Annotated in this window: 23 protein-coding genes and 1 pseudogene; 15 read left to right on the plus strand and 9 right to left on the minus strand. The window is 71.8% G+C overall.

Going from position 1 to position 21,220, the window contains the following annotated elements:
* The first annotated feature begins 55 nt into the window (after positions 1-55).
* From CP983_RS34055 to CP983_RS34065, 3 genes are read left to right on the plus strand one after another with little or no spacing between them, the layout of a single operon-like run.
* The gene (locus tag CP983_RS34055) at positions 56-784 is read left to right on the plus strand and encodes an NUDIX hydrolase (RefSeq protein ID WP_189748973.1); all 729 of its coding nucleotides are present in this window, start codon (positions 56-58) and stop codon (positions 782-784) included.
* Positions 781-1,803, plus strand: a complete 1,023-nt coding sequence (locus tag CP983_RS34060) for an ADP-ribosylglycohydrolase family protein (protein WP_150503858.1) — start codon at positions 781-783, stop codon at positions 1,801-1,803. Before CP983_RS34055 ends, CP983_RS34060 begins: the two co-directional genes overlap by 4 nt.
* A 3-nt stretch (positions 1,804-1,806) precedes the next feature.
* Positions 1,807-2,562, plus strand: a complete 756-nt coding sequence (locus tag CP983_RS34065; RefSeq protein WP_125528668.1) for a nucleotidyltransferase domain-containing protein — start codon at positions 1,807-1,809, stop codon at positions 2,560-2,562.
* On the opposite strand, the gene CP983_RS34070 is transcribed toward CP983_RS34065, so the two are convergent.
* The 3 genes from CP983_RS34070 to CP983_RS45005 are packed head-to-tail and all read right to left on the minus strand — an operon-like array spanning position 2,488 to position 3,939.
* Positions 2,488-3,231 carry a nucleotidyltransferase domain-containing protein gene (locus CP983_RS34070; protein ID WP_150503860.1) on the minus strand — a complete coding sequence of 248 codons (744 nt, stop codon included), beginning with the start codon at positions 3,229-3,231 and terminating at the stop codon, positions 2,488-2,490. The genes CP983_RS34065 and CP983_RS34070 overlap by 75 nt on opposite strands.
* Positions 3,232-3,253: 22 nt before the next feature.
* Complete coding sequence (locus CP983_RS34075) at positions 3,254-3,688, minus strand: Rieske (2Fe-2S) protein (RefSeq protein WP_150503862.1); 435 nt, start codon at positions 3,686-3,688, stop codon at positions 3,254-3,256.
* Positions 3,685-3,939, minus strand: coding sequence for a DUF6529 family protein (locus tag CP983_RS45005; RefSeq protein WP_268256302.1), 255 nt, complete (start codon positions 3,937-3,939; stop codon positions 3,685-3,687). Before CP983_RS45005 ends, CP983_RS34075 begins: the two co-directional genes overlap by 4 nt.
* An 11-nt stretch (positions 3,940-3,950) precedes the next feature.
* Between CP983_RS45005 and aroH the strand changes: the two genes are divergently transcribed.
* The 5 genes from aroH (at position 3,951) to der (ending at position 8,392) form a co-directional block, all read left to right on the plus strand.
* On the plus strand, positions 3,951-4,319 hold the full coding sequence (aroH, locus tag CP983_RS34080) for a chorismate mutase (protein ID WP_125528664.1): 369 nt from the start codon (positions 3,951-3,953) through the stop codon (positions 4,317-4,319).
* Positions 4,316-5,401 (plus strand): prephenate dehydrogenase, encoded by a 1,086-nt coding sequence (locus tag CP983_RS34085; protein ID WP_150503864.1) that lies wholly within the window; start codon positions 4,316-4,318, stop codon positions 5,399-5,401. The genes aroH and CP983_RS34085 overlap by 4 nt, the downstream gene beginning before the upstream one ends.
* A 108-nt stretch (positions 5,402-5,509) precedes the next feature.
* Positions 5,510-6,196, plus strand: coding sequence for a (d)CMP kinase (gene cmk, locus CP983_RS34090; protein WP_107909146.1), 687 nt, complete (start codon positions 5,510-5,512; stop codon positions 6,194-6,196).
* Positions 6,197-6,249: 53 nt separating this feature from the next.
* Positions 6,250-6,837, plus strand: coding sequence for a lysophospholipid acyltransferase family protein (locus CP983_RS34095; RefSeq protein ID WP_229914965.1), 588 nt, complete (start codon positions 6,250-6,252; stop codon positions 6,835-6,837).
* A 79-nt stretch (positions 6,838-6,916) separates the two neighbouring features.
* On the plus strand, positions 6,917-8,392 hold the full coding sequence (gene der / locus CP983_RS34100; RefSeq protein WP_107909148.1) for a ribosome biogenesis GTPase Der: 1,476 nt from the start codon (positions 6,917-6,919) through the stop codon (positions 8,390-8,392).
* 58 nt (positions 8,393-8,450) lie between these two features.
* Here der and CP983_RS34105 read toward each other — a convergent pair whose 3' ends face one another.
* Both CP983_RS34105 and CP983_RS34110 read right to left on the minus strand, forming a co-directional pair.
* Positions 8,451-8,801, minus strand: coding sequence for a hypothetical protein (locus CP983_RS34105; protein WP_107909149.1), 351 nt, complete (start codon positions 8,799-8,801; stop codon positions 8,451-8,453).
* Positions 8,802-8,935: 134 nt separating this feature from the next.
* Entirely contained in the window at positions 8,936-9,718 is a 783-nt protein-coding gene (locus tag CP983_RS34110; protein ID WP_150503866.1) for a hypothetical protein, read from the minus strand.
* A 539-nt stretch (positions 9,719-10,257) separates the two neighbouring features.
* On the opposite strand from CP983_RS34110, the gene CP983_RS34115 reads away from it, so the two are divergent.
* Positions 10,258-10,944 (plus strand): LysM peptidoglycan-binding domain-containing protein, encoded by a 687-nt coding sequence (locus CP983_RS34115; RefSeq protein WP_150503868.1) that lies wholly within the window; start codon positions 10,258-10,260, stop codon positions 10,942-10,944.
* A 104-nt stretch (positions 10,945-11,048) separates the two neighbouring features.
* Positions 11,049-11,609 carry a transglycosylase family protein gene (locus CP983_RS34120; RefSeq protein WP_150503870.1) on the plus strand — a complete coding sequence of 187 codons (561 nt, stop codon included), beginning with the start codon at positions 11,049-11,051 and terminating at the stop codon, positions 11,607-11,609.
* On the opposite strand, the gene CP983_RS34125 is transcribed toward CP983_RS34120, so the two are convergent.
* The 3 genes from CP983_RS34125 to CP983_RS34135 are packed head-to-tail and all read right to left on the minus strand — an operon-like array spanning position 11,542 to position 15,385.
* Positions 11,542-12,219 carry an ATP-binding cassette domain-containing protein gene (locus CP983_RS34125; RefSeq protein WP_150503872.1) on the minus strand — a complete coding sequence of 226 codons (678 nt, stop codon included), beginning with the start codon at positions 12,217-12,219 and terminating at the stop codon, positions 11,542-11,544. The two genes, CP983_RS34120 and CP983_RS34125, sit on opposite strands and share 68 nt — an antisense overlap.
* Positions 12,216-14,909 (minus strand): ABC transporter permease subunit, encoded by a 2,694-nt coding sequence (locus tag CP983_RS34130; RefSeq protein WP_150503874.1) that lies wholly within the window; start codon positions 14,907-14,909, stop codon positions 12,216-12,218. The genes CP983_RS34125 and CP983_RS34130 overlap by 4 nt, the downstream gene beginning before the upstream one ends.
* On the minus strand, positions 14,909-15,385 hold the full coding sequence (locus CP983_RS34135) for a hypothetical protein (protein WP_107909154.1): 477 nt from the start codon (positions 15,383-15,385) through the stop codon (positions 14,909-14,911). The genes CP983_RS34130 and CP983_RS34135 overlap by 1 nt, the downstream gene beginning before the upstream one ends.
* Positions 15,386-15,541: 156 nt before the next feature.
* Here CP983_RS34135 and CP983_RS34140 point away from each other — a divergent pair, with 156 nt between their 5' ends.
* From CP983_RS34140 to CP983_RS34155, 4 genes are all read left to right on the plus strand, one after another.
* Positions 15,542-16,093, plus strand: a complete 552-nt coding sequence (locus CP983_RS34140; RefSeq protein WP_125527911.1) for an MTB12 C-terminal domain-containing protein — start codon at positions 15,542-15,544, stop codon at positions 16,091-16,093.
* Positions 16,068-17,363, plus strand: coding sequence for an ABC transporter substrate-binding protein (locus tag CP983_RS34145; RefSeq protein ID WP_150503876.1), 1,296 nt, complete (start codon positions 16,068-16,070; stop codon positions 17,361-17,363). The genes CP983_RS34140 and CP983_RS34145 overlap by 26 nt, the downstream gene beginning before the upstream one ends.
* Positions 17,364-17,432: 69 nt before the next feature.
* Positions 17,433-17,879 (plus strand): hypothetical protein, encoded by a 447-nt coding sequence (locus CP983_RS45110; RefSeq protein ID WP_150503878.1) that lies wholly within the window; start codon positions 17,433-17,435, stop codon positions 17,877-17,879.
* Positions 17,880-17,886: 7 nt separating this feature from the next.
* The gene (locus CP983_RS34155; protein WP_150503879.1) at positions 17,887-18,927 is read left to right on the plus strand and encodes a helix-turn-helix transcriptional regulator; all 1,041 of its coding nucleotides are present in this window, start codon (positions 17,887-17,889) and stop codon (positions 18,925-18,927) included.
* Here the strand turns inward: CP983_RS34155 and ctaD are convergent.
* Positions 18,926-20,638 (minus strand): annotated as a pseudogene (ctaD, locus tag CP983_RS34160) (aa3-type cytochrome oxidase subunit I); the annotation flags it as partial. The gene CP983_RS34155 and the pseudogene ctaD overlap by 2 nt on opposite strands.
* A gap of 322 nt (positions 20,639-20,960) precedes the next feature.
* Here ctaD and CP983_RS34165 point away from each other — a divergent pair.
* The gene (locus CP983_RS34165; protein ID WP_107909159.1) at positions 20,961-21,176 is read left to right on the plus strand and encodes an I78 family peptidase inhibitor; all 216 of its coding nucleotides are present in this window, start codon (positions 20,961-20,963) and stop codon (positions 21,174-21,176) included.
* Positions 21,177-21,220 lie beyond the last annotated feature (44 nt).

The following is a 21,220-nucleotide window of genomic DNA, read 5'->3' on the forward strand; positions in this document are numbered from 1 at the left end:
CCCGACCCTCCCACCCTCTTTATAGTCGTAGTGACTATTAAGGGGGTGGGTTCGTATGGACCGCGACACGGTGGAGTACGACAAGTACGCCCATGAACCCTTCGCCGTCACCGCCGACCTCGCCGTCCTCACGATCCTCGACGGCGTCCTGCACGTCCTGCTCGTCGAGCGCGGGCAGGAGCCGTACCGCGGACACTGGGCGCTGCCCGGCGGCTTCGTGCAGCCGGACGAGTCGGCGGAGACGGCCGCCCGGCGTGAACTTGCCGAGGAGACCGGCCTGTCGGACGTCTCAGGGCTGCACCTGGAGCAGCTGCGGACCTACAGCGAACCCGACCGCGACCCCCGGATGCGGGTCGTGACCGTCGCGTTCGCCGCGCTGCTGCCCCACCCTCCCGAACCGCACGGCGGCAGCGACGCGGCGCAGGCCCGCTGGGTGCCGTACGACAAGGCGGGGCCGCTCGCCTTCGACCACGATCGGATCCTGGCCGACGCCCATGAACGCGTCGGCGCGAAGCTGGAGTACTCCGGACTGGCCACCGCCTTCTGCCCGCCCGAGTTCACGCTCGGCGAGTTGCAGCACGTCTACGAGGTGGTGTGGGGCACCGCCCTTGACCGGCCCAACTTCCGCCGCAAGGTGCTCGCCGCGCCGGGCTTCGTCGAACCCGTCGCCGGCGCCGCCCGGCTCACCGGCGGCCGCGGCAAGCCGGCCGCGCTGTACCGCGCCGGCACCGCCACGACCCTTCACCCGCCCCTGCTGCGGCCCACTTCGGAAGGACCCGCATGACCACGACCACCGTCCGCAAGCGCGCCGCCACCGGCTCCCTGCTCGGCCTCGCCCTCGGGGACGCGCTCGGCTTCCCGACCGAGTTCAACGACGTGCCGTCGATCCTCGCCAAGTGCGGCCCGTGGCGCGGGATGGAACTGCCGACTCCGGCCATCGTCACCGACGACACCCAGATGACGCTGGCGTTGGGGAAGGGGCTGCGGACGGCGATGGATATGGGCGTACTCGGGCCCGAGGCCATGGTGGAGCCGGTCCGCGCGGAGTTCGTCGCGTGGAACCGTTCACCGGAGAACAACCGCGCCCCCGGCAACACCTGCCTCAGGGCCTGCGATCTGCTGGAGCGCCCCGACCTGCCCTGGCAGGACGCCAGCCAGATCGGCTCCAAGGGCTGCGGCGCCAACATGCGCGTCGCGCCGATCGGGCTCGTTCCCGGGCTGAGCGACGAACAGCGCGCGGGCGCCGCCCAGTTGCAGTCGGCGCTCACCCATGGGCATCCGACGGCGCTCGCCGCGTCCGACCTGACCGCGCACGCCGTACGGCTCCTCGCGCAGGGTGCCGAGCCGACCGGGCTGGTCGGGCTGCTGCGGTCGTACGCCTACGAGAACCGCACCCAGTACCACGAGCGCTGGCTCGGCGATCTGTGGACGCGCAGCCAGGACCCCTCGGCCGAGCACTTCATCGCGCGTGGCTGGGACGAGTGCCTGGGTGTCCTGGACCGTCTCCAGGAGGCCGTGCGCACCGTCTCGCCGGAGACCGACCCGTGCCTGGCGACCGGCGAGGGCTGGATCGCCGAGGAGGCCATGGCCACCGCGCTGCTGTGCTTCCTGTGGTTCGTCGACGAGCCGCTGACCGCGCTGCGGCGGGCCGCCTGCACCGCCGGGGACTCGGACTCGATCGCCTGCCTGGCCGGGGCGTTCGCGGGCGCCTGGCTCGGCGCGGACGTCTGGCCGACTCAATGGGCGGACCGGATCGAGTACCGGGGCGACCTGATGACGCTCGGGGCGCTCTGGGACGCTTGAGGGGTGATCGACGCCCTGGACATCGACCTCGCGCCCGTCGTCGCCGAACAGCCCGACCCGGTGCTCTTCGCGACCGTCTCCGGCGCGCATCTGTACGGCTTCCCGTCGCACGACTCGGACGTCGACCTGCGCGGGGTGCACCTGCTGCCGGCCGCCGACCTCGTCGGGCTGCGGGAGCCGGACGAGACACGGTCGCGGATGTGGCTGCGGGACGGCGTCGAGATGGACCTGGTCACACACGACCTGCGCAAGTTCGTACGGCTGATGCTGCGCCGCAACGGCTACGTGCTGGAGCAGCTGCTCTCGCCGCTCGTCGTGCACACCACCGACGCCCACCGGGAACTGACCGACCTCGCGCCCGGCGTGCTCACGAGCCACCACGCGCATCACTATCGGGGGTTCGCCGGCACGCAGTGGCGGCTGTTCGAGAAGACCGGCGAGCTCAAGCCGCTGCTCTACACCTTCCGGGCGCTGCTCACCGGGGTGCATCTGATGCGCAGCGGTGAGGTGCAGGCGCATCTGCCCACGCTGCTCGGCGAGGTCGAGGCCGAAGCGCCCGGCTACCTGCCGGAGCTGATCGAGGCCAAGGCGGCGCGTGAGCACGGGGCCGCCGACGTCGACCGCGCGCGCGTGGCGGCCGACGTGGAGCGGCTGCACGGCGTGCTGGACGAGGCGCAGGCGGCCTCAGCCCTGCCCGACGCCCCCGCTGCCCACGACGCCCTGCACGCCTTCGTCGTACGGATCCGGCTGGAGGGCTGAGGCGCGGCGGACGCGGACCAGGAAGTCCTCCACCCGTCGGCGGTCCGGCTCGGCCGGGAGCGGGCTCGCGCGCAGGGCCTCCTCCGCCTCGCCCGCCAGGCGGGTCATCCGGGACTCCACCTCCGGCCAGGGCACCTCGCCGCGCTTGACCTGGAGCAAAGGCTCGCGCAGATCGCCGACGTCGATCGTCAGACGCCCGGTGCGCAGCAGGTCGCGGGCGCTCGTCAGCAGCCGCAGGAGGTGCATCGCGTGCTTCCAGCGCGGGGCGCCGTGCAGCCGGATGTCGGCCTCCAGCTTCTTGCGCTGGCCGAGCGCGTAGCGCGTGAACGTCTCGTACGCCTGCCGGGACAGGAACGCCTCGCGCAGGGCGAGCAGCTCGCGGCCGGTGCCGTCGACGTGCTCCACGAGCGGGGAGTGCAGGCATTCCAGGATGTTCGGGTTGGCGCGCAGGGCCAGCTCGCAGAAGCGCTCGAGCTCCCAGCTGAACTGCTCCTTCAGCGGGCCTTCGACATGCGTCGGCGGCTTGTCGAAGCGCCAGAAGAGCGGCGTGGGGGCGAGGAACACGCCCCGGCGATCGGTGTCGCTGCCGTCCGTGGCCAGACCGAAGGCGCGCGAACCCATCACACAGGCGTAGACCGTGTGGTCGCGCACCAGGGTCTCGGGATGCATGTCCCGGAGCGTACGCGGCGGATCACGCCAGGCTGATCGAATTTCCGTCCACGACGATGTTCTGCGCCGGCAGCGGCCGCGTGGCCGGAGGGTTGGCGACCGCGCCGTCGGTGATCTTGAACTTGCTGCCGTGGCACGGGCAGTTGATCGTCCCGTCCGAGACACTGCCGACCAGGCACTGCTGGTGGGTGCAGATGGCGGAGAAGGCCTTGAACTGGCCCTCCTCCGGCTGGGTCACCACCACCTTCTGGTCCTTGAAGATCGTGCCCCCGCCCACCGGGATGTCCGCCGTGTCGGCGAGCTTGTCGCCCGCGCCGTCCTGGCCGGGGGCGGTGGTCGTGGTCGACGCCGAGTCGCCGCCGCTGTCGTCGGAGCCGCCGCAGGCGGCGACGAGCGCCGTCGCGCCCGTCGCGCCCGAGGCGATGAGGATCGTGCGCCGCGTCGGACGGTTGGTCATGTCGTCACTCCGAAAGTGCGGAAGAAACCAGAGGGCAATGGCCGGCCCGGAAGCCGCTCCGAGCGGATCAACAGCATCTTTGCACCGAAAGCAGCAAAGACGAAGCAACCTTGGATGTAGTGGATGAAAGCGCGCGAACCGCTCGCGCGGCGGCCCGGCGCGCCGGGTGTCTCAGCGGGCGGGCGTGAGGCGTGAGCCGCACGCGGGCTGACTAGGCTGGACTTCCGAAGAGCCGATCCGTGACTCAGCAAGGAGCAGCGCCGTGGCGGTACGAGCGGTCCGGGGGGCCGTCCAGCTGGAACGGGACGACGCCGGCCACATGGACGAGCAGGTCGGGGCCCTGCTCACCGCGATCCTGGAGCGGAACGACCTCGCCGCGGACGACCTGATCAGCATCTGGTTCACGGCCACGCCCGACCTGCACAGCGACTTTCCGGCGGCCGCCGCCCGCAAGCTCGGCCCCGGCTTCGCCGACGTACCGCTGATCTGCGCCCAGGAACTGGACATCGAGGGCGCCATGCCCCGGGTCGTACGCGTCCTCGCGCACATCGAGTCCCCCCGGCCCCGCGCCGACATCGCGCACGTCTACCTCGGTGCCGCGGCCGCCCTGCGCAAGGACATCGCCCAGTGAGAACCGCACTCGTCATCGGCACCGGCCTCATCGGCACGTCCGCCGCGCTGGCGCTCGCCGCCCGCGGTGTCGTCGTCCACCTCGCCGACCACGACCACGAGCAGGCCCGCACCGCCGCCGCGCTCGGCGCCGGCACCGACGAGGCCCCCGACGGGCCCGTCGACCTCGCGATCGTCGCCGCCCCGCCCGCGCACGTGGCCGGCGTGCTCGCCGACGCCATGCGCAGGGGCGTGGCCCGCGGCTACCTCGACGTGGCCAGCGTCAAGGGCGGACCGCGCCGTGAGCTGGAGGCGCTCGGGCTCGACCTGTCGGCGTACATCGGCACGCACCCCATGTCCGGCCGCGAGAAGTCCGGCCCGCTCGCCGCGACCGGCGACCTCTTCGAGGGCCGGCCCTGGGTGCTGACGCCGACCCGCGACACCGACACCGAGGTGCTGAACCTCGCCCTGGAGCTGGTCTCGCACTGCCGCGCGGTGCCGGTGGTGATGGACTCCGACGCCCACGACCGCGCGGTCGCCCTGGTGTCCCACATGCCCCATCTGATGTCCAGCATGGTCGCCGCGCGCCTGGAGAGCGCCGAGGAGACGGCCGTACGGCTGTGCGGCCAGGGCATCCGGGACGTGACCCGGATCGCGGCCTCCGACCCCCGGATGTGGATCGACATCCTCTCCGCGAACCCGGGACCGGTCGCCGACCTGCTCACCGACGTCGCCGCCGACCTGGAGGAGACGGTGCGGGCGCTGCGCGCGCTCCAGTCGTCCGACGAGGACAAGCGGACCGAGGGCACGGCCGGGATCGAGGACGTGCTGCGCCGCGGGAACGCGGGCCAGGTACGGGTGCCCGGCAAGCACGGGGCCGCTCCGCGGGTCTACGAGGTCGTCGCCGTGCTCATCGACGACCAGCCGGGACAGCTGGCGCGGATCTTCGCGGACGCCGGCCGGGCCGGGGTCAACATCGAGGACGTACGGATCGAGCACGCGACCGGGCAGCAGGCCGGCCTGGTCCAGCTGATGGTCGAGCCCAAGGCGGCGACGGTGCTCAGCGCCGCCCTGCGGGAGCGGGGCTGGGGGATCCGGCAGTAGTCCGCCGATCAGGCGCGGCCGGACGAGTGACGGGAACCCAGTAACCTTGTGCGGGGCGCCTTCGCGTCCCCACACTCCCGCCACACCGCACCAGGAAGGTGTCCCCCCGTGGAAAACGGTGCCGCCAAGCCCGTGATTGTCGCCATCGACGGCCCCTCCGGCACGGGCAAGTCGAGCACGTCGAAGGCCGTCGCCGCGCAGCTCGGGCTGAGCTACCTCGACACCGGCGCCCAGTACCGGGCCATCACCTGGTGGATGGTGACCAACGGCATCGACATCGAGGACCCGACCGCGATCGCGGCCGTCGCCGGCAAGCCCGAGATCATCTCCGGCACCGACCCGGACAACCCGACGATCAACGTCGACGGCACCGACGTGGCCGGCCCGATCCGCACCCAGGAGGTCACCTCCAAGGTCAGCGCGGTCAGCGCGGTGCCCGAGGTCCGGACCCGGATCACCGAGCTCCAGCGCTCGCTGGCGACCTCCGCCGAGTACGGCATCGTCGTCGAGGGCCGCGACATCGGTACGACCGTGCTGCCCGACGCCGACCTGAAGATCTTCCTCACCGCCTCCCCGGAGGCCCGTGCCGCCCGCCGCAGCGGTGAGCTCAAGGGCGCCGACGTCAACGCCACCCGTGAGGCCCTGATCAAGCGTGACGCGGCCGACTCCAGCCGCAAGACCTCGCCGCTCGCCAAGGCGGGCGACGCGGTCGAGGTGGACACCACCGCGCTCACGCTGCAGCAGGTCATCGAGTGCGTCGTCACGCTCGTCGAGGAGAAGCGAGCCGCGAAGTGAGCCTTCCGTCAGAGCGGGGTGCCGACGTCGGTCGGCGCATCGGCGTCGGCCTGATGTTCGGGCTGTGGCGGCCGCGGGTCCTGGGTGCCTGGAAGGTGCCCGCGACCGGGCCGGTCATCCTCGCGGTGAACCACAGCCACAACATCGACGGGCCGATGGTGATGGGCGTGGCGCCCCGCCCCGTGCACTTCCTGATCAAGAAGGAAGCGTTCGTCGGCCCGCTCGACCCCTTCCTGACCGGCATCGGCCAGCTGAAGGTGGACCGGCACGCCGCCGACCGCACGGCCATCACGCAGGCCCTCGACGTCCTGAGGAACGGCGGCGTCCTCGGCATATTTCCCGAGGGCACCCGGGGCGAGGGCGACTTCGCCTCGCTGCGCGCCGGACTCGCCTACTTCGCCGTGCGCGGCGACGCCCCGATCGTCCCGGTCGCGGTGCTGGGAAGTTCCGAGAAGCGCGGACGGTTGGTCAAGGGGCTGCCTCCGCTGCGGCACCGGGTCGACGTCGTCTTCGGCGAGCCCTTCGAGGCGGGGGACGGCAGCGGGCGGCGCACCCGCAGGGCGCTGGACGAGGCGACCGAGCGCATCCAGAAGGAGCTCACCGAGCACCTGGAAAACGCCAGGCGGCTGACCGGCCGCTAGGCGACACTGAGTAGTGGATCAGCCGGGAGAAACCGGGCGTTCCACCGATCACCACGATGAACGACGAGGTACGGACTTCATGAACGACCACATCCACTCCGACGGCTCGGGCGAGGAGCACGACCACGGAGCACTTGGCGACGCCGAGTACGCGGACTTCATGGAGCTCGCCGCGGAAGAGGGCTTCGACCTCGAGGACGTCGAGGGTGCCATCGAGGAGGCCGGTCACGGGCCGCTGCCCGTACTCGCCGTCGTCGGCCGCCCGAATGTCGGCAAGTCGACCCTCGTGAACCGCATCATCGGGCGCCGCGAGGCCGTCGTCGAGGACAAGCCGGGCGTCACCCGCGACCGCGTGACCTATGAGGCCGAGTGGGCGGGCCGCCGCTTCAAGGTCGTCGACACCGGCGGCTGGGAGCAGGACGTCTTCGGCATCGACGCCTCCGTGGCGGCGCAGGCCGAGTTCGCGATCGAGGCCGCCGACGCCGTCGTGTTCGTCGTCGACGCGAAGGTGGGCGCCACCGACACCGACGAGGCGGTCGTACGACTGCTGCGCAAGGCCGGCAAGCCCGTGGTGCTGTGCGCCAACAAGGTCGACGGCCCCAGCGGCGAGGCCGACGCCTCCTACCTGTGGTCCCTCGGCCTCGGCGAGCCGCACCCGGTCTCGGCGCTGCACGGCCGCGGCACCGGCGACATGCTGGACGCCGTCCTGGAGGCGCTGCCGGAGGCGCCCGCGCAGACCTTCGGCACCGGCGTCGGCGGCCCGCGCCGCATCGCCCTGATCGGCCGCCCGAACGTCGGCAAGTCCTCGCTGCTGAACAAGGTGGCCGGCGAGGAGCGCGTCGTCGTCAACGAGCTGGCCGGCACCACCCGCGACCCGGTCGACGAGCTCATCGAACTCGGCGGTGTCACCTGGAAGTTCGTCGACACGGCGGGCATCCGCAAGCGCGTCCACCTCCAGCAGGGCGCCGACTACTACGCCTCGCTGCGCACCGCGGCCGCCGTCGAGAAGGCCGAGGTCGCGGTCATCCTGATCGACGGCTCCGAGTCCATCTCGGTCCAGGACCAGCGCATCGTCACCATGGCCGTCGAGGCGGGCCGGGCGATCGTCATCGCCTACAACAAGTGGGACACCCTCGACGAGGAGCGCCGCTACTACCTGGAGCGGGAGATCGAGACCGAGCTCGGCCAGGTCGTCTGGGCGCCCCGGGTGAACGTCTCGGCGCGCACCGGACGGCACATGGAGAAGCTGGTCCCGGCGATCGAGACGGCCCTCGCGGGCTGGGAGACCCGGGTCCCGACCGGCCGGCTGAACGCCTTCCTCGGTGAGCTGGTCGCCGCCCACCCGCACCCGATCCGCGGCGGCAAGCAGCCCCGCATCCTGTTCGGCACCCAGGCGGGCACCAAGCCCCCGCGGTTCGTGCTCTTCGCCTCCGGCTTCATCGAGGCGGGCTACCGCCGCTTCATCGAGCGCCGGCTGCGCGAGGAGTTCGGCTTCGAGGGGACGCCGATCCACATCTCGGTGCGGGTCCGCGAGAAGCGCGGCAAGAAGAAGTAGCAGAAGTAGCAGACACGGCTGAAGGGCGGCCCGCAATGGGGCCGCCCTTCACATGTCTTCAGCCTCGGCGCGCCGGCGGCAGCGCGGCCGGGACGTGGTGCATCCCCGTGCCCTGCTGGCCGATGTGCCCGACGCGCTGCCACTGCGGCTGCTGACCGCTGCCGTGGCGCGCGCTGTGCGCCCCCGCGCTGTAGGCGCTGTACGAGCTGCTGAACGACCCCGGGCGATGCCCGCCGTACGGCCCCGTGGCACGCTCGATGTTCCCGAAGGCGATGAACCCCAGGTCCTCCTCGCCACTGCGATCACCCGGCAGCGAACGGAAGGACTTGACGTACTCGGCATAGAGCGCGTCGTAGATAGGCGTGGGCGATGGGCCGCCCTGATGGCGGGGAACGTCGTATGCATGCACGTATGTCCAAACGACCCGGCACCGGAAGGGATGCGGCTGGGCAGCGCCCTAAAGGGGCGCGGGGAACTGCGCGACCGGCCACTCCTGACCCGCAGTCGCCGGACTCCGTGCAGTCCCCGTTGAACAGGCGCTTCTCACGTGCCGGCAAGCGGCAGCGCCGCCGCGACCAACTTCCCGTTCGCCGCGGCCTTGTCCAGCGCGTCCCGCAGCAGATCCTCGCGGGGCTGACGCCCGATGGACCCCACCGGCGCGGCGAACATCAGCACCTGCTGGTGCTTGTTCGCGGCGGCCCGCCACCCGTCCGTCACCAGCAGCGGCTGATGCGCCTGCCACCACGCGATCGGCTGCCCGCCGTTCGCGCCCGGCTGGAGCACCGCGTGCAGCTGACCCATGGCCAGCAGTACGGACCACCCGTGCAGCACCGGCGGCACATCGGCCAGCTCGGTCGCCGGCATGAACCCCTGTTCGATGAGCAGCGGCAGGAAGTCGTCCCCGGCGCCGACCGCGCCGGGGCGCACGATGGGCCCGGTCGGCTCGACGACGAGCGCGGGGTGCAATTCCCCGGCGATCAGCACCAGTCCGCTGGTCACACCGAGTACGGCCTGCTCCGGCACGATCGCGTCCGGCTCCAGGTCGACCCGGTCACCGGTGATGGACTTCACGGCGCCCTGCAACTGCTCCTCGGTGACCTGGACGACCTGTGACGGCAGGCAGGTGGCGTGGGCGAAGGCGAGGACGGCGGTCTCGTCGCCGATGAACAGGACGGTGCTGGTGCGCTCCTGTCCGGAGTCGCCAGGGGTGCGGCAGGACGTGCAGTCGTAACTGCCGGGGGCGTTCTCCCCGGCGAGCAGCCGGTCGGCTTCCTCGTCGCCGATCTCGGCACGTACCTCGTCGCTGACATCGAGCATGCGCGGCACGGGTGGCTCCTCGGGATGTGGTGCGTGGCGGGGCCGGGTGGCTCCCGGTCCGTGAACCGGGCGGGTCCCGGGCTCATGAAGAAGACAACGGGCGATCTGTGGCGGGAGTCACGCACGACAGCGAACGGAATCGAACCATCCGACGCGCAGGGTCACCTTGCGTGCGGAATTGCCCACTCACCGTCAAGTCCTAGGAAATGCAAGGAAGTTGGTTGCGTGGGGTGTATCACAGATCGTCAGGGTTGCTGGTCGACAAATCCGGAAATCAGGGAATGAAGTGGGTGGCCGAAAATCGCTGATACCGGAGGTAACCGCGAACTGGCCTGGACCGACAAGGAGTTGGTTGATCCCGGCCGGTCGATGTCCCTACATTCCTCCGCCGTGTGCAGCGAGCACCGCTCGGGTACGTCCGCCGAACGCACCAACAGGCTTCACAGCACGACCTTCCGGCGGACGGGGCGAGCGCCGTCCACACGCCCCATGGCGTGGCGGGCGGCGTTGCGTCCTGGGGGAGCCCGGGTCCTTCGAGAGGGACCTACATGTCCGAATGTGCCGATAACACTCACAACAACGCTCGCAAGGCGCCGAAGGCTTCGAACGCGAGCCGGACGCGTACGACGGCGGTCCTCGCCGGGGCGGCACTGCTCGCCCCGCTCGGACTGCTGGCCGCGACCGGCAACGCCGCGGCGGCGGACAGCGGAGTGTGGGACCGCATCGCCCAGTGCGAGAGCGGCGGCAACTGGCACATCAACACCGGCAACGGCTACTACGGCGGGCTTCAGTTCTCCCCCTCCACCTGGCGCGCGTACGGCGGTACGGCCTACGCGCCGACGGCGGACGGGGCCACCAGGGCCCAGCAGATAGCCGTGGCCACCAAGGTCCAGCGCGCCCAGGGGTGGGGCGCCTGGCCGACCTGTTCGGCCCGGGCCGGCGCGTACGGGAGCGCACCCGCCGCCTCCGCGGGCGGTTCGGCGTCCTCCGCGGGCAAGGCGGCCCCGTCGACCGCCAAGTCGGCGCCCGCAGCTCCGTCACAGGCGCCGGAGCGCTCCTCGGGGAACACGACCCGAAACTCCTCCCGCGGCGACTACGCCGTCCGTGCGGGCGACACGCTGAGCGGCATCGCCGCCCGGCACGGGACCACCTGGCGGCAGCTCTACGCCGCCAACAAGTCCGTCATCGGCGGTGATCCCCACCTGATCATGCCGGGGCAGCGTCTCGAACTCTGAGCACCGCCCCCGGGGCCCCGCCCGGTCCGCCGACCGGGTGGGGCACTCGTCGTCGTCGGACGCGCCGCACCGGTCGTCGGCAATAAGCTGCCTAGCGTGCTGATATGAAATACGCACCGCTCACGATCGCCCTGGCCACCGCCCTGTTGACCGCCGTCAGCCCGGGCGCGTCGCACGCCACGTACGCGCCCCAGGTGGCGTCTCCGCTACCGGCCTCCGGTCCGCCTCCCAAACCCGCGTCCCTGGCCTGTGCCAAGAGTCATTGGCCCTGGGGCTGTGTCGCCAAGTGCGAGAGCGGCGGGGACTGGCACATCAACACCGGCAACGGCCACTTCGGCGGGCTTCAGTTCTCGCAGTCGACCTGGGAGGCCTTCGGCGGGCTGAAGTACGCCCCGCGCGCGGACCTCGCCAAGCGCACCGAGCAGATCCACATCGCCCGCAAGGTCGTGGAGGTGCAGGGCTGGGGGGCCTGGCCGCACTGCTCCAGGCGGTACGGGCTCAAGGGCCGTATGAAGCTGGAGAAGCCCCAGGCCGAAGTCACCAAGAACCGCCTCGCGCCCGAAGTCACCAAGAACCGCCTCGCGCCCGGCCTGCTGATCATGCCGAGGGGCGCGAGGCTGAACGCCGCGCTGCCCGGCTCTCGTACTCGCCCGCCTCTCCGCTGAACACGACAGCGCCCCGCCGCAGTTCGTGAACGACTGCCGCCCGGCCCCGCAGGCCGGGCGGCAGTCGTTGCTCGGCGACGACAACGCACGCGTCGAGGCCGCTCAGCAACTCGTACGTACGGGCGGCGACCGGGGGCGACATGCCCTGCGCCGGCTCGTCCACGAGGACCACACGCGCGCGTGCCAGCAGGGCGCGGGAGAGCGCCAGCATGCGCTGCTCGCCGCCCGACAGCGTGCCCGCGCGGCGCGCGAGGAGGGGTTCCAGCGGCGGGTAGGCGTCCAGGGCGACGCCGTACGACCGGGACGCCAGTTCGAGGTTCTCGCGCACCGTGAGGGAGCCGAAGACCGCCTGCCGCTCGGGGACCAGGCACAGTCCGCGGCGGGCCCGCTCGTGGGCGGGCATCCGGGTCACGTCGACGCCGTCCCACACCACCGCGCCCGCGGACAGCCGTACCGTTCCGGCCAGTGCGCGCAACGCTGTCGTACGCCCTGATCCGTTGCGTCCCAGCAGGACGGTGAGGCCGGGGCCCGCGGCGGCGACCGTGACGCCGTGCAGGGCCTCCAAGGGGCCGTAGCGCACGCGCGCGTGGCGCAGCGAGATGGTCGTCATGCGGGGGCCTCCCCGGTGCCTGCCGTGTCGAGTACGTCGAGTACGCGGCCGGGCGGGCCGGAGGCGACGATGCGGCCAGCCGTCATGACGTGCACGGTGTCGGCGAGGTCGACGACCAGGTCGAGGTCGTGTTCCACGACCAGCAGGGCCATGCCGTCCGCGGCGAGGGCCTTCAGGATGCGGGCGAGCGCGGTGACTTCCGCCGTGTCCAGGCCGGCGGCGGGTTCGTCGAGCAGCAGGACACGGGGGGCGCCGGCGAGGGCGCGGGCCAACTCGACGCGTCTGAGGGTGCCGGTGGGGAGGTCCGCGGCGGGCAGGGAGCGTACGGGGCCGTCCAGGCCTAGGAGTCTGAGGGACCTCTCCACGGCCGACGGGTCCTGGAGCCTGCCCTGTTCGGCACCCACGCGCACGTTCTCGGCGACGGTCAGGGAGGGGAACACGGCCAGTTGCTGGAAGGTGCGGGCGATGCCGAGGCGGGTGCGGGCGTGGGCGGCGAGGTGGGTGATGTCGCGGGTGCCCAGGCGGACTTGGCCCTGTGCGGGGCGGTGGGTGCCGGCCAGGCAGTGGAACAGGGTGCTCTTTCCCGCGCCGTTGGGACCGACGACGGCGGTGATGTGGGCGGGCGGGACGGTGAGGGTGATGTCCTGGAGGGCGGTGAATCCGTCGTAGCGGGCCTGGAGATTGTGGGTGGTGAGGACGGGCGCAGGGGTGGGGGTCTCGTCGTCGGGCGCGGGTGGGGCCTGAGCGTCGGCGGCGGCCTCGGGCGCTCGTGGCGTTCGGTGTGCGGTCGAAGCGGTCAGGCCCGTCAACGTCGGGCTCGGAGCGGGTTCCGGCCCCGCAGGGCGCAGTAGACGCCGTACCCGTGCGCCCTGTTCCGTCAGTCGGGCTCCTCGGCCCGGGCGCAGGCGGGTCGTTGCCGAGCGGAGGGCCTCGTACGGGCCTGCAGGGAAGCGGCCCACCAGGACTGCCAGTACGCCGATGAGCGCTGCTGCCACGCCGCCGCGGGCGCCCGCGTCCAGGCCGACCAGGAGGGCCGCGGCCGCCAGGGCGCCCAGGGTGCTGTCGGCGCCCAGGACCACGACCGCGGCGAACCAGAGCAGGCCGCGGACCGGGTCGTAGGCGGCGGGGTCGAAGGCGCGCAGGCCCATGCCGAGCATGCCGCCGCCGAGGGCGGCCAGGGCGGCGCCCGACACGAAGGCCAGGAGCTTGAGCGATGGCACCTGGACGCCCGCCGCCGACGCCCCGGACTCGTGGTCCCGCATCGCCGCCAGGGCCCGGCCCGTGCGGCCCCGGCGCAGCAGCCAGGTCGCCAGCAGGGCCGCCGCGAGGAGGGCGAGTTCCAGGACGTAGTACGCGCGGTCGCCCTCGAAGCCCGCCGGGCGGCCGAGGGAAAGGCCCGCGATCGCGTACGGCTGGGCGAACACGAAGCGGCTCACGCCGACGCCGACCGCGAAGGTGGCCAGGGCCAGTGCGAGGCCGCGGCGGCTGATCGCCGGCCAGCCCGTCAGGAGGCCCAGCGGGGCCACCAGGACGACCGCAAGGGCCAGTGCGGCGAGCTCCGGCAGGCGGGGCAGGCCCGGGAAGCGGCCGGCCGCCAGCAGGGCCGTGAACAGGGCGCCCAGGCCCGCGTAGGCCGCCTGTCCGAGGGAGATCTGGCCGCCGCGGCCCGTGACGACGACCAGGGACAGCAGCACCACGCCCAGCGCCGGCACCTGCACCGACGTGTGCAGGTCCGAGCCCGCGAAGCCGAGCGGGAGCAGGAAGAGGACGATCGCCACGATCCAGGCGCCCGGAGGGGTCGGCACGCGCGCGCCGGCCGTGCGCGGGAGCGCGTCGCGTGTGCCCACGCTCGGCATGACCAGGGCCGCGATCAGCAGGGCCACGACGAAGAGGTTCGTGCCGACGGCCTGGAGCAGCGGCGCGCCCCAGCCCGACGGATGCAGCCGGGTCAGCTGGCTCTGCGCGACACCGATCGCCAGCGCCGTCAGCACCGCGACCGGCAGACTGCGCATCCGCGCGACCACCGCGACCGCGACGACCTCCATCACCAGCAGCGGCAGGCCGTACGGGTCCAGGCGCACGTACGGGGCGAGCAGGACGCCCGTCAGGCCCGCCGTGAACGAGCCGAACGCCCAGCCCGCCGCCGCGACCCGGTCGGCGTCGATGCCCCCGAGGACGGCGAGCTGCCGGTCGTCGACCACGGCCCGCAGTTCCCGGCCGAAACGGGTCCAGCGGATCACCACGCCGACCGCGGCCGCAAGCACCAGCGCCACCGCGAGCTGCCCCCAGGGGTCCGCCGACACCAGCTCCGGCGCGTCGTCCCGCGCCCCCTGCCCCCACAGCAGCGCCGCACCCCCCACGAGCAGCACGAACACCCCGATGGACGCGACCAGGGTCTGCGCCGGGTCACCGCCCAGGACGGACAGCGGCCGGAAGACGAACCGTTCCAGCAGCATCCCGATGCCGGGCGCCAGGACCAGCAGCGTCACCGTCGCGCCCGCCCACAGCGGCCAGCCCCACTCCACCACGAACTGGCGCAGCGCGTACGCGCACACCATCGCGATCGCCCCGTGCGCGAAGTTCAGCACGCCCGTCGAGCGGTACGTCACGACCAGGCCGATCCCGGTGAGCGCGGCGGCGCTGCCGACCGAGAGACCGGCCAGCGTGAGGTCGTACGTCAGCGAGGACATCAGTCATCCGCTTCGGCGGGCTCACAGATCGGGCACGGGCCCAGTTCACCGCTCCTCACCAGCTTGGCATCGACAGGGACGGCCTCCGCCTTCCCGGCGACCAGCGGGCAGTCCGCCCGGTGCCAGAGCGTGCCGCCGGGCACCATCAGCAGGTCCCCGCTGACCGCCAGAGGCGCCGCGGCGTCCTGCCCGGCCTCCTCGGCGTCGGCGGGCTCCGCAGCCACCAGAAGGCCGTACAGCTCCTCCACGCGCGTGGCGGCGAGGGCGCCCCGGCCATGGGTCAGCAGGACCGCCCCGGCGACGATCAGCGCGGCGCCGGGCACCGTGCAGGACGCCAGATACGGCAGCTGGCGCTCGGCGAACCGCTCGCCGGAGACGCCGTACCAGCCGATGACGCACAGCACCGCGCCGGCCGCGAGCGCGGCCCAGCCGGCCCACAGGACGGGGTGCACGGTCCGCAGTCGGGCTGTCCGCATCGCTGGCTCCCACACGTCGGGTTTGTGTGCACGCACACGGGGTTTCTGCGCATGTGCCTGTCCATGTCAGCCAATGGCTTGCACTATGCCTCCTGCAAGCTGACCCTGAAAGCACCGGGCGCACACGGCCCGGATCGACACCCGGTGGTGAGCCAGATGGTTCTCGGGAGCGACCTCAGGCGACACGGAACACGCAGGCGGCGGGGGACGGCACTGGCGGCCGCCCTGCTCCTCTCCCTCGGCCCGGCCCTCGCGGCGTGCAGCGACGACGAGGGCGGCGGGAGCAGCGAGACACCGCCGACTCCGACCGTGGAGCAGACCCGGCAGTCACCGGCCGCGACGGCGCCCGCCGACGCGGGGGCGGCCGAGACCGAGATCAAGCAGAACTGGCAGAAGTTCTTCGACCCCAAGACCTCTCTCGAGGACAAGCAGACCGTCCTGGAGAACGGCGCGCGGATGGCGCCGGTCCTCCAGGCGTTCAGCGGCGACGAGCGCGGCGGACAGGTCGAGGCGCAGGTCTCCAAGATCGAGTTCACCTCGCCCACCGAGGCGGACGTGACCTACGACCTGACCCTCAAGGGCGCCACCGCCCTGCCCAACGCCTCCGGAACCGCGGTCGAGCAGGACGGCACCTGGAAGGTGTCCGCCAAGACCCTGTGCGCGCTGGTCCAGTTGAGCGGCAATGGGTCACCGATCCCGGGGTGCTGAGGCGGCGATCGCCGTGCTGCTGCTGACACTGGGTACGGCGTGCGGCAGCCGGTTGCCGGAGAGCGACTTCGAACACCGGGACCGTGGCAGCCCTTCGGAGCCGGCCCGGGACCGCACCCCGATCCGCGTCGGCGTCATCACCAGTGCCACCAGCCCCGTCGGCGGCAACGCCTTCACCGGTCCGCGCGACGGCGCCAAGGCGTTCTTCGACCGCCTCAACGCGCGCGGCGGCATCGACGGCCGCCGCGTCGAGGTGCGCCTGTGCGACGACGGCGGCAGCGGCATCGGCAACAACGAGTGCGTGCACCGGCTGATCGACGAGGACAAGGTCGTCGCCCTCGTCGCCACCACCGCCCTCGACTACGCGGGCGCCTCGCGCGTCTCGCACGCGCGCGTGCCCGACATCGGCGGCCAGCCCATCGGAGCCGCCTACGACACCTGGCCGCACCTGTACGGCATCTACGGCAGCCTCGCGCCCCGTGACGGCACCACCGGCTGGGACGGCGAGCAGTACGGCGGAACGGAGGTCTACCGCTACTTCAAACGCGAGCACGGCGCCCGGACGGCCGCCGTCGTCTCCTACAACCAGCCCGCGTCGGCCGCCTACGCCCGGCTCGTCGAACGGGGACTGAAGGCCGAGGGCTACAAGGTCGTCACCGAACAGGTCGACTTCGCGCTGCCCAACTTCCGCGCGGTGGCCGCCGACCTGAAGGAGCAGGGCGCCGACCTCGTCTTCGACGCCATCGACACGCACGGCAACGCCCGGCTGTGCGAGGCGATGGACGACGTCGGCGCCGACGTCACCGCCAAGGTGACGAACGTACAGAACTGGACGTCCACCGTCGCCGAGGACTACAAGGACGCCCCGCGCTGCCGCAACGCCCTGTGGGCGACCGGGTCGTCCCGCAACTTCGAGGACACCGGCCAGGACGCCGTACGCGAGTTCCGGGACGCCACCGAGGGACTGGACAGCCATTCCCAGTGGCAGCTGGAGGGCTGGGCGGCGGCGAAGTGGTTCACGGACGCGGCGAAGGCCTGCGCGCCGAAGGGCGTCACGCGCGCGTGCGTCGACGACCACATGAACCACAGCCAGGGCTACACCGCCGGCGGCCTGCTGATCCCGGTCCGGTTCGAGCGGCTGCCCGAGCCGCCGAAGAGCCGCCGCACCTGTCTGTCGGTGGCCCGCTGGACGGACGGCAGGGGCTGGGTGTCCCAGGGAGACATGAACGACACGTGCTTCGAGGTCCCGCAGCTGCCGTATCGGCCCTGAGGGGCAACCGAACAGCCGGTTCGCCGGTCCAACCCACGAAGCGGAGAGACCGAGGAGGAACCCCAGCGCATGACCCCCGTGTCGCACGCCGTACCCCTGCGCGCCGACTGCATAGCGGACTCGGCCGGCGGGCTGACCTTCGACGTCAGCGCGACCGGGGCGCCCGACACGGCCCATCTGGTCCTGCGTCACCGCGAGGGCCCGGAGGAGGTCACCCTGCCCCTCGCTCCGGCGACGAAGGGCCGCCTGCGGGCGGCGCTGCCCAGCAGCGTGTCCCTCCTGGAGGGCCACTGGGACGCGTACGCCAGCGTGACGGAGGAGGAGTCGGACCACCGGGTGGCGTCGGGCGCCATGGACGTGCACCCGCACGCCTCCCGGGTCCCCTACGAGACCCGGCAGGGGAACCTGAGCGTCGAATGCCGATTACCGGCATCCCCCTCAGGGGCGCGGGGAACTGCGCGATCAGCCACCATGGACCCGCACTCGCCCGCGAAATCCGCACTTCCGAGCTGTTAGGCGCCACATGCTGGACACATCCGCACGACTCCTGCGGCTGCTCTCCCTCCTCCAGGCCCATCGCGACTGGTCCGGCGCCGAACTCGCCGGCCGCCTCGGCGTCACCCCGCGCACCGTCCGCCGCGACGTCGACCGGCTGCGTGAACTGGGCTACCCCGTCAACGCCAGCCCCGGCACGGGAGGCGGCTACCAGCTGGGCGCCGGCGCCGAGCTCCCGCCCCTGCTGCTGGACGACGACGAGGCGGTCGCCGTCGCCGTCGGACTGCGCACCGCCGCAGGGCAGGGCATCGAGGGCATCGGCGAGACGTCCGTACGCGCCCTCGCCAAGCTGGAACAGGTCCTGCCGAACCGGCTGCGCCGCCGTGTGAGCGCCCTGAACGCCTTCACCGTGCCGATGCTGCGCGGCCCCCAGCCCTCCGCCGTCGACCCGGCCGTCCTCACCGAACTCGCCAACCTGTGCCGGGACTCAGAGCGCCTCAGGTTCGAGTACCGCGACCACGAGGGCGCGTCCACCCGCCGCAGCGTCGAACCGCACCGCCTGGTGTGCAGCGAGCGCCGCTGGTACCTGGTCGCCTGGGACCTCGACCGCGAGGACTGGCGTACGTTCCGCGTCGACCGCGTCATCCCGAAGCCGCCGCACGGCCCCCGCTTCGCCCCGCGCACACCGCCCGCCGAGGACCTCGCCGCGTACGTCTCCCGGGGCGTCTCCACGCGCGCGTACGCCGCGCAGGCCGTCGTCCGGCTGCTGGTGCCCCTGGCGGAGGCGGCCGAGAGGGTCTCGCCCACGGCAGGGCAGCTGGAGGCGGAGGGACCGGACAGCTGCCTGCTGCGCACCGGCGCCGGGAGCCTCGACGTGATGGTGATCCATGTGATGCTGATGGGCTTCGAGTTCGAGGTCCTGGAGCCGGCCGAACTGGTCGAGACGATCAGGACGGCTCAGAGCCGGCTTGCTCGCTCTTTGGCTCGGGCTGCGGAGCCTCCAGCGCGTGCTGCGGATGGTGCAGATCGAACGCCGGGGACTCCGAGCGGACCTTCGGCAGCGTCGTGAAGTTGTGCCGCGGGGGCGGGCAGGAGGTCGCCCACTCCAGGGAGCGGCCGTAGCCCCAGGGGTCGTCGACCTCGACCTTCCTGCCGTACTTGGCGGTCCGCCAGACGTTGTAGAGGAACGGCAGCGTCGACAGGCCCAGCAGGAACGCGCCGATCGTGGAGATGGTGTTCAGCGTGGTGAAGCCGTCGGCCGCGAGATAGTCCGCGTACCGCCGCGGCATGCCCTCCGCGCCCAGCCAGTGCTGCACCAGGAACGTGGTGTGGAAGCCGACGAACAGCGTCCAGAAGTGCATCTTGCCGAGCCGCTCGTCGAGCATCTTCCCGGTGAACTTCGGCCACCAGAAGTGGAACCCGGCGAAGATCGCGAAGACGACCGTGCCGAAGACGACGTAGTGGAAGTGGGCGACCACGAAGTACGAGTCGGAGACGTGGAAGTCCATCGGTGGCGACGCCAGGATCACCCCGGTCAGACCGCCGAAGAGGAACGTCACCAGGAAGCCCGTCGCCCACAGCATCGGTGTCTCGAAGGACAGCGAGCCCTTGATCATGGTCCCGGACCAGTTGAAGAACTTCACGCCCGTCGGGACGGCGATCAGGAAGCTCATGAAGGAGAAGTACGGCAGCAGCACCGCGCCGGTGACGAACATGTGGTGCGCCCACACCACGATCGACAGACCGGTGATCGCCATCGTCGCCCCGACCAGCGTCAGATAGCCGAAGATCGGCTTGCGGCTGAAGACCGGGATGATCTCCGTGATGATGCCGAAGAACGGCAGCGCGATGATGTACACCTCGGGATGCCCGAAGAACCAGAACAGGTGCTGCCACAGCAGCGCCCCGCCGTTGGCCGCCTCGAACACCACCGTGCCGAACCGGCGGTCGGCCTCCAGCACGAGCAGGGACGCCGCCAGGACCGGGAACGCCATCAGGATCAGGATCGACGTGAACAGGGTGTTCCACACGAAGATCGGCATCCGGAACATCGTCATGCCGGGGGCGCGCATCCCGATGATGGTGGTGATGAAGTTGACCGCGCCGAGGATCGTGCCGAAGCCGGCCAGCGCCAGGCCCATGATCCACAGGTCGGGGCCGATGCCGGGGGAGCGCTCCAGGCTGTTGAGGGGCGCGTAGGCGAACCAGCCGTAGGAGGCGGGCCCGTCCGGCACGATCAGCGAGCCCATCACGATCAGGCCGCCGAACAGGAACAGCCAGTACGAGAGCATGTTCAGCCGCGGGAAGGCGACGTCCGGGGAGCCGATCTGGAGCGGCATCAGCTCATTGGCGAAGCCCGCGAAGGTCGGGGTCGCGAAGAGCAGCAGCATGATCGTGCCGTGCATGGTGAACAGCTGGTTGAACTGCTCGTTGCTGACGATCTGCATCCCGGGGCGGGCGAGCTCGGCCCGCATCACCAGGGCCATGGCGCCGCCGGCCAGGAAGAACATGAACGAGGTGATCAGGTAGAGGTGACCGATCTTCTTGTGGTCGGTCGTGGTCAGCCAGTCGACGACCACGCGGCCGCCCGGCGGCCTGCTCCGCACGGGTCGTGCCGTCGCCTCTGCGGTCTGCGTCCCCATCGCTCGCTCGCCCCTTCGCTCGTCGCGTCCCGGGCCCGCTGAAGCCCGCGTCGCACGCGCCGACGCGAGCTCACGACATGATGCTCGCGTCGACAGCGCTCCGACAGGGGGCGTACGGAGGTCCTGTGGTGGAACCATGTACTTTCTGTGCGGTGCCGGCTCCCGTGGCCCGCGCGGAATCGAGGGGAAAAGGAGTCCGCGGACAGTTCTCCGGGAACTTTTCCGCCGCGCTATCGGACCGGTCCGCGCGACACGCGGGAATTACGATCGAATGCCTGCGGAAGGCCCAGAGAATCCCTCGTCCGTGTGACAGTCCGTCGATGTCGGAGTGACCGAAACGCGTGTCGTGATTCTGTGACAAAAGCGTGACCCCGGAGGGACGTGTGCCCTCGGATGGCCGCTACAAAGGTTCACCCTCCGCACTGGCCCGATCCCTCGGCGAGGCCCTAGCGTTGGCCGCATGGCACCCATTCCGAAACCCCCCGCAGATCCCCAGGACAACCCGGATGCGTATGTCGGACTCGACGCCGACGGGGCCGAGCGGCTCGCCCGCGAACGCGGTTGGAGCACGGTGCGTTCGCTGCCGCCGGGGGCGATCATCACCATGGAGTACCGCGTGGGACGGCTGAACTTCGAGGTGAAGGACGGCCAGGTGGCGCGGGCCTGGAAGGGCTGACACACGGCGACGGCCCCGGTTCCTGCTCGGGAACCGGGGCCGTC

Origin of the sequence: Streptomyces chartreusis (assembly GCF_008704715.1) — a bacterium.
GTDB lineage: Bacteria > Actinomycetota > Actinomycetes > Streptomycetales > Streptomycetaceae > Streptomyces > Streptomyces chartreusis.

Excerpts from the sequence above, each read along its gene's own strand:
- CP983_RS34140 (WP_125527911.1), top strand. The coding sequence starts at position 15,542 with ATGGTTCTCGGGAGCGACCTCAGGCGACACGGAACACGCAGGCGGCGG.
- CP983_RS34135 (WP_107909154.1), bottom strand. The coding sequence starts at position 15,385 with ATGCGGACAGCCCGACTGCGGACCGTGCACCCCGTCCTGTGGGCCGGC.
- CP983_RS45110 (WP_150503878.1), top strand. The coding sequence starts at position 17,433 with ATGACCCCCGTGTCGCACGCCGTACCCCTGCGCGCCGACTGCATAGCG.
- CP983_RS34165 (WP_107909159.1), top strand. The coding sequence starts at position 20,961 with ATGGCACCCATTCCGAAACCCCCCGCAGATCCCCAGGACAACCCGGAT.
- CP983_RS34060 (WP_150503858.1), top strand. The coding sequence starts at position 781 with ATGACCACGACCACCGTCCGCAAGCGCGCCGCCACCGGCTCCCTGCTC.
- CP983_RS34120 (WP_150503870.1), top strand. The coding sequence starts at position 11,049 with ATGAAATACGCACCGCTCACGATCGCCCTGGCCACCGCCCTGTTGACC.
- CP983_RS34115 (WP_150503868.1), top strand. The coding sequence starts at position 10,258 with ATGTCCGAATGTGCCGATAACACTCACAACAACGCTCGCAAGGCGCCG.
- CP983_RS34095 (WP_229914965.1), top strand. The coding sequence starts at position 6,250 with ATGTTCGGGCTGTGGCGGCCGCGGGTCCTGGGTGCCTGGAAGGTGCCC.
- CP983_RS34130 (WP_150503874.1), bottom strand. The coding sequence starts at position 14,909 with ATGTCCTCGCTGACGTACGACCTCACGCTGGCCGGTCTCTCGGTCGGC.
- CP983_RS34155 (WP_150503879.1), top strand. The coding sequence starts at position 17,887 with ATGCTGGACACATCCGCACGACTCCTGCGGCTGCTCTCCCTCCTCCAG.
- der (WP_107909148.1), top strand. The coding sequence starts at position 6,917 with ATGAACGACCACATCCACTCCGACGGCTCGGGCGAGGAGCACGACCAC.
- CP983_RS34125 (WP_150503872.1), bottom strand. The coding sequence starts at position 12,219 with ATGACGACCATCTCGCTGCGCCACGCGCGCGTGCGCTACGGCCCCTTG.
- CP983_RS34075 (WP_150503862.1), bottom strand. The coding sequence starts at position 3,688 with ATGACCAACCGTCCGACGCGGCGCACGATCCTCATCGCCTCGGGCGCG.
- CP983_RS34055 (WP_189748973.1), top strand. The coding sequence starts at position 56 with ATGGACCGCGACACGGTGGAGTACGACAAGTACGCCCATGAACCCTTC.
- CP983_RS34070 (WP_150503860.1), bottom strand. The coding sequence starts at position 3,231 with ATGCATCCCGAGACCCTGGTGCGCGACCACACGGTCTACGCCTGTGTG.
- CP983_RS34145 (WP_150503876.1), top strand. The coding sequence starts at position 16,068 with ATGGGTCACCGATCCCGGGGTGCTGAGGCGGCGATCGCCGTGCTGCTG.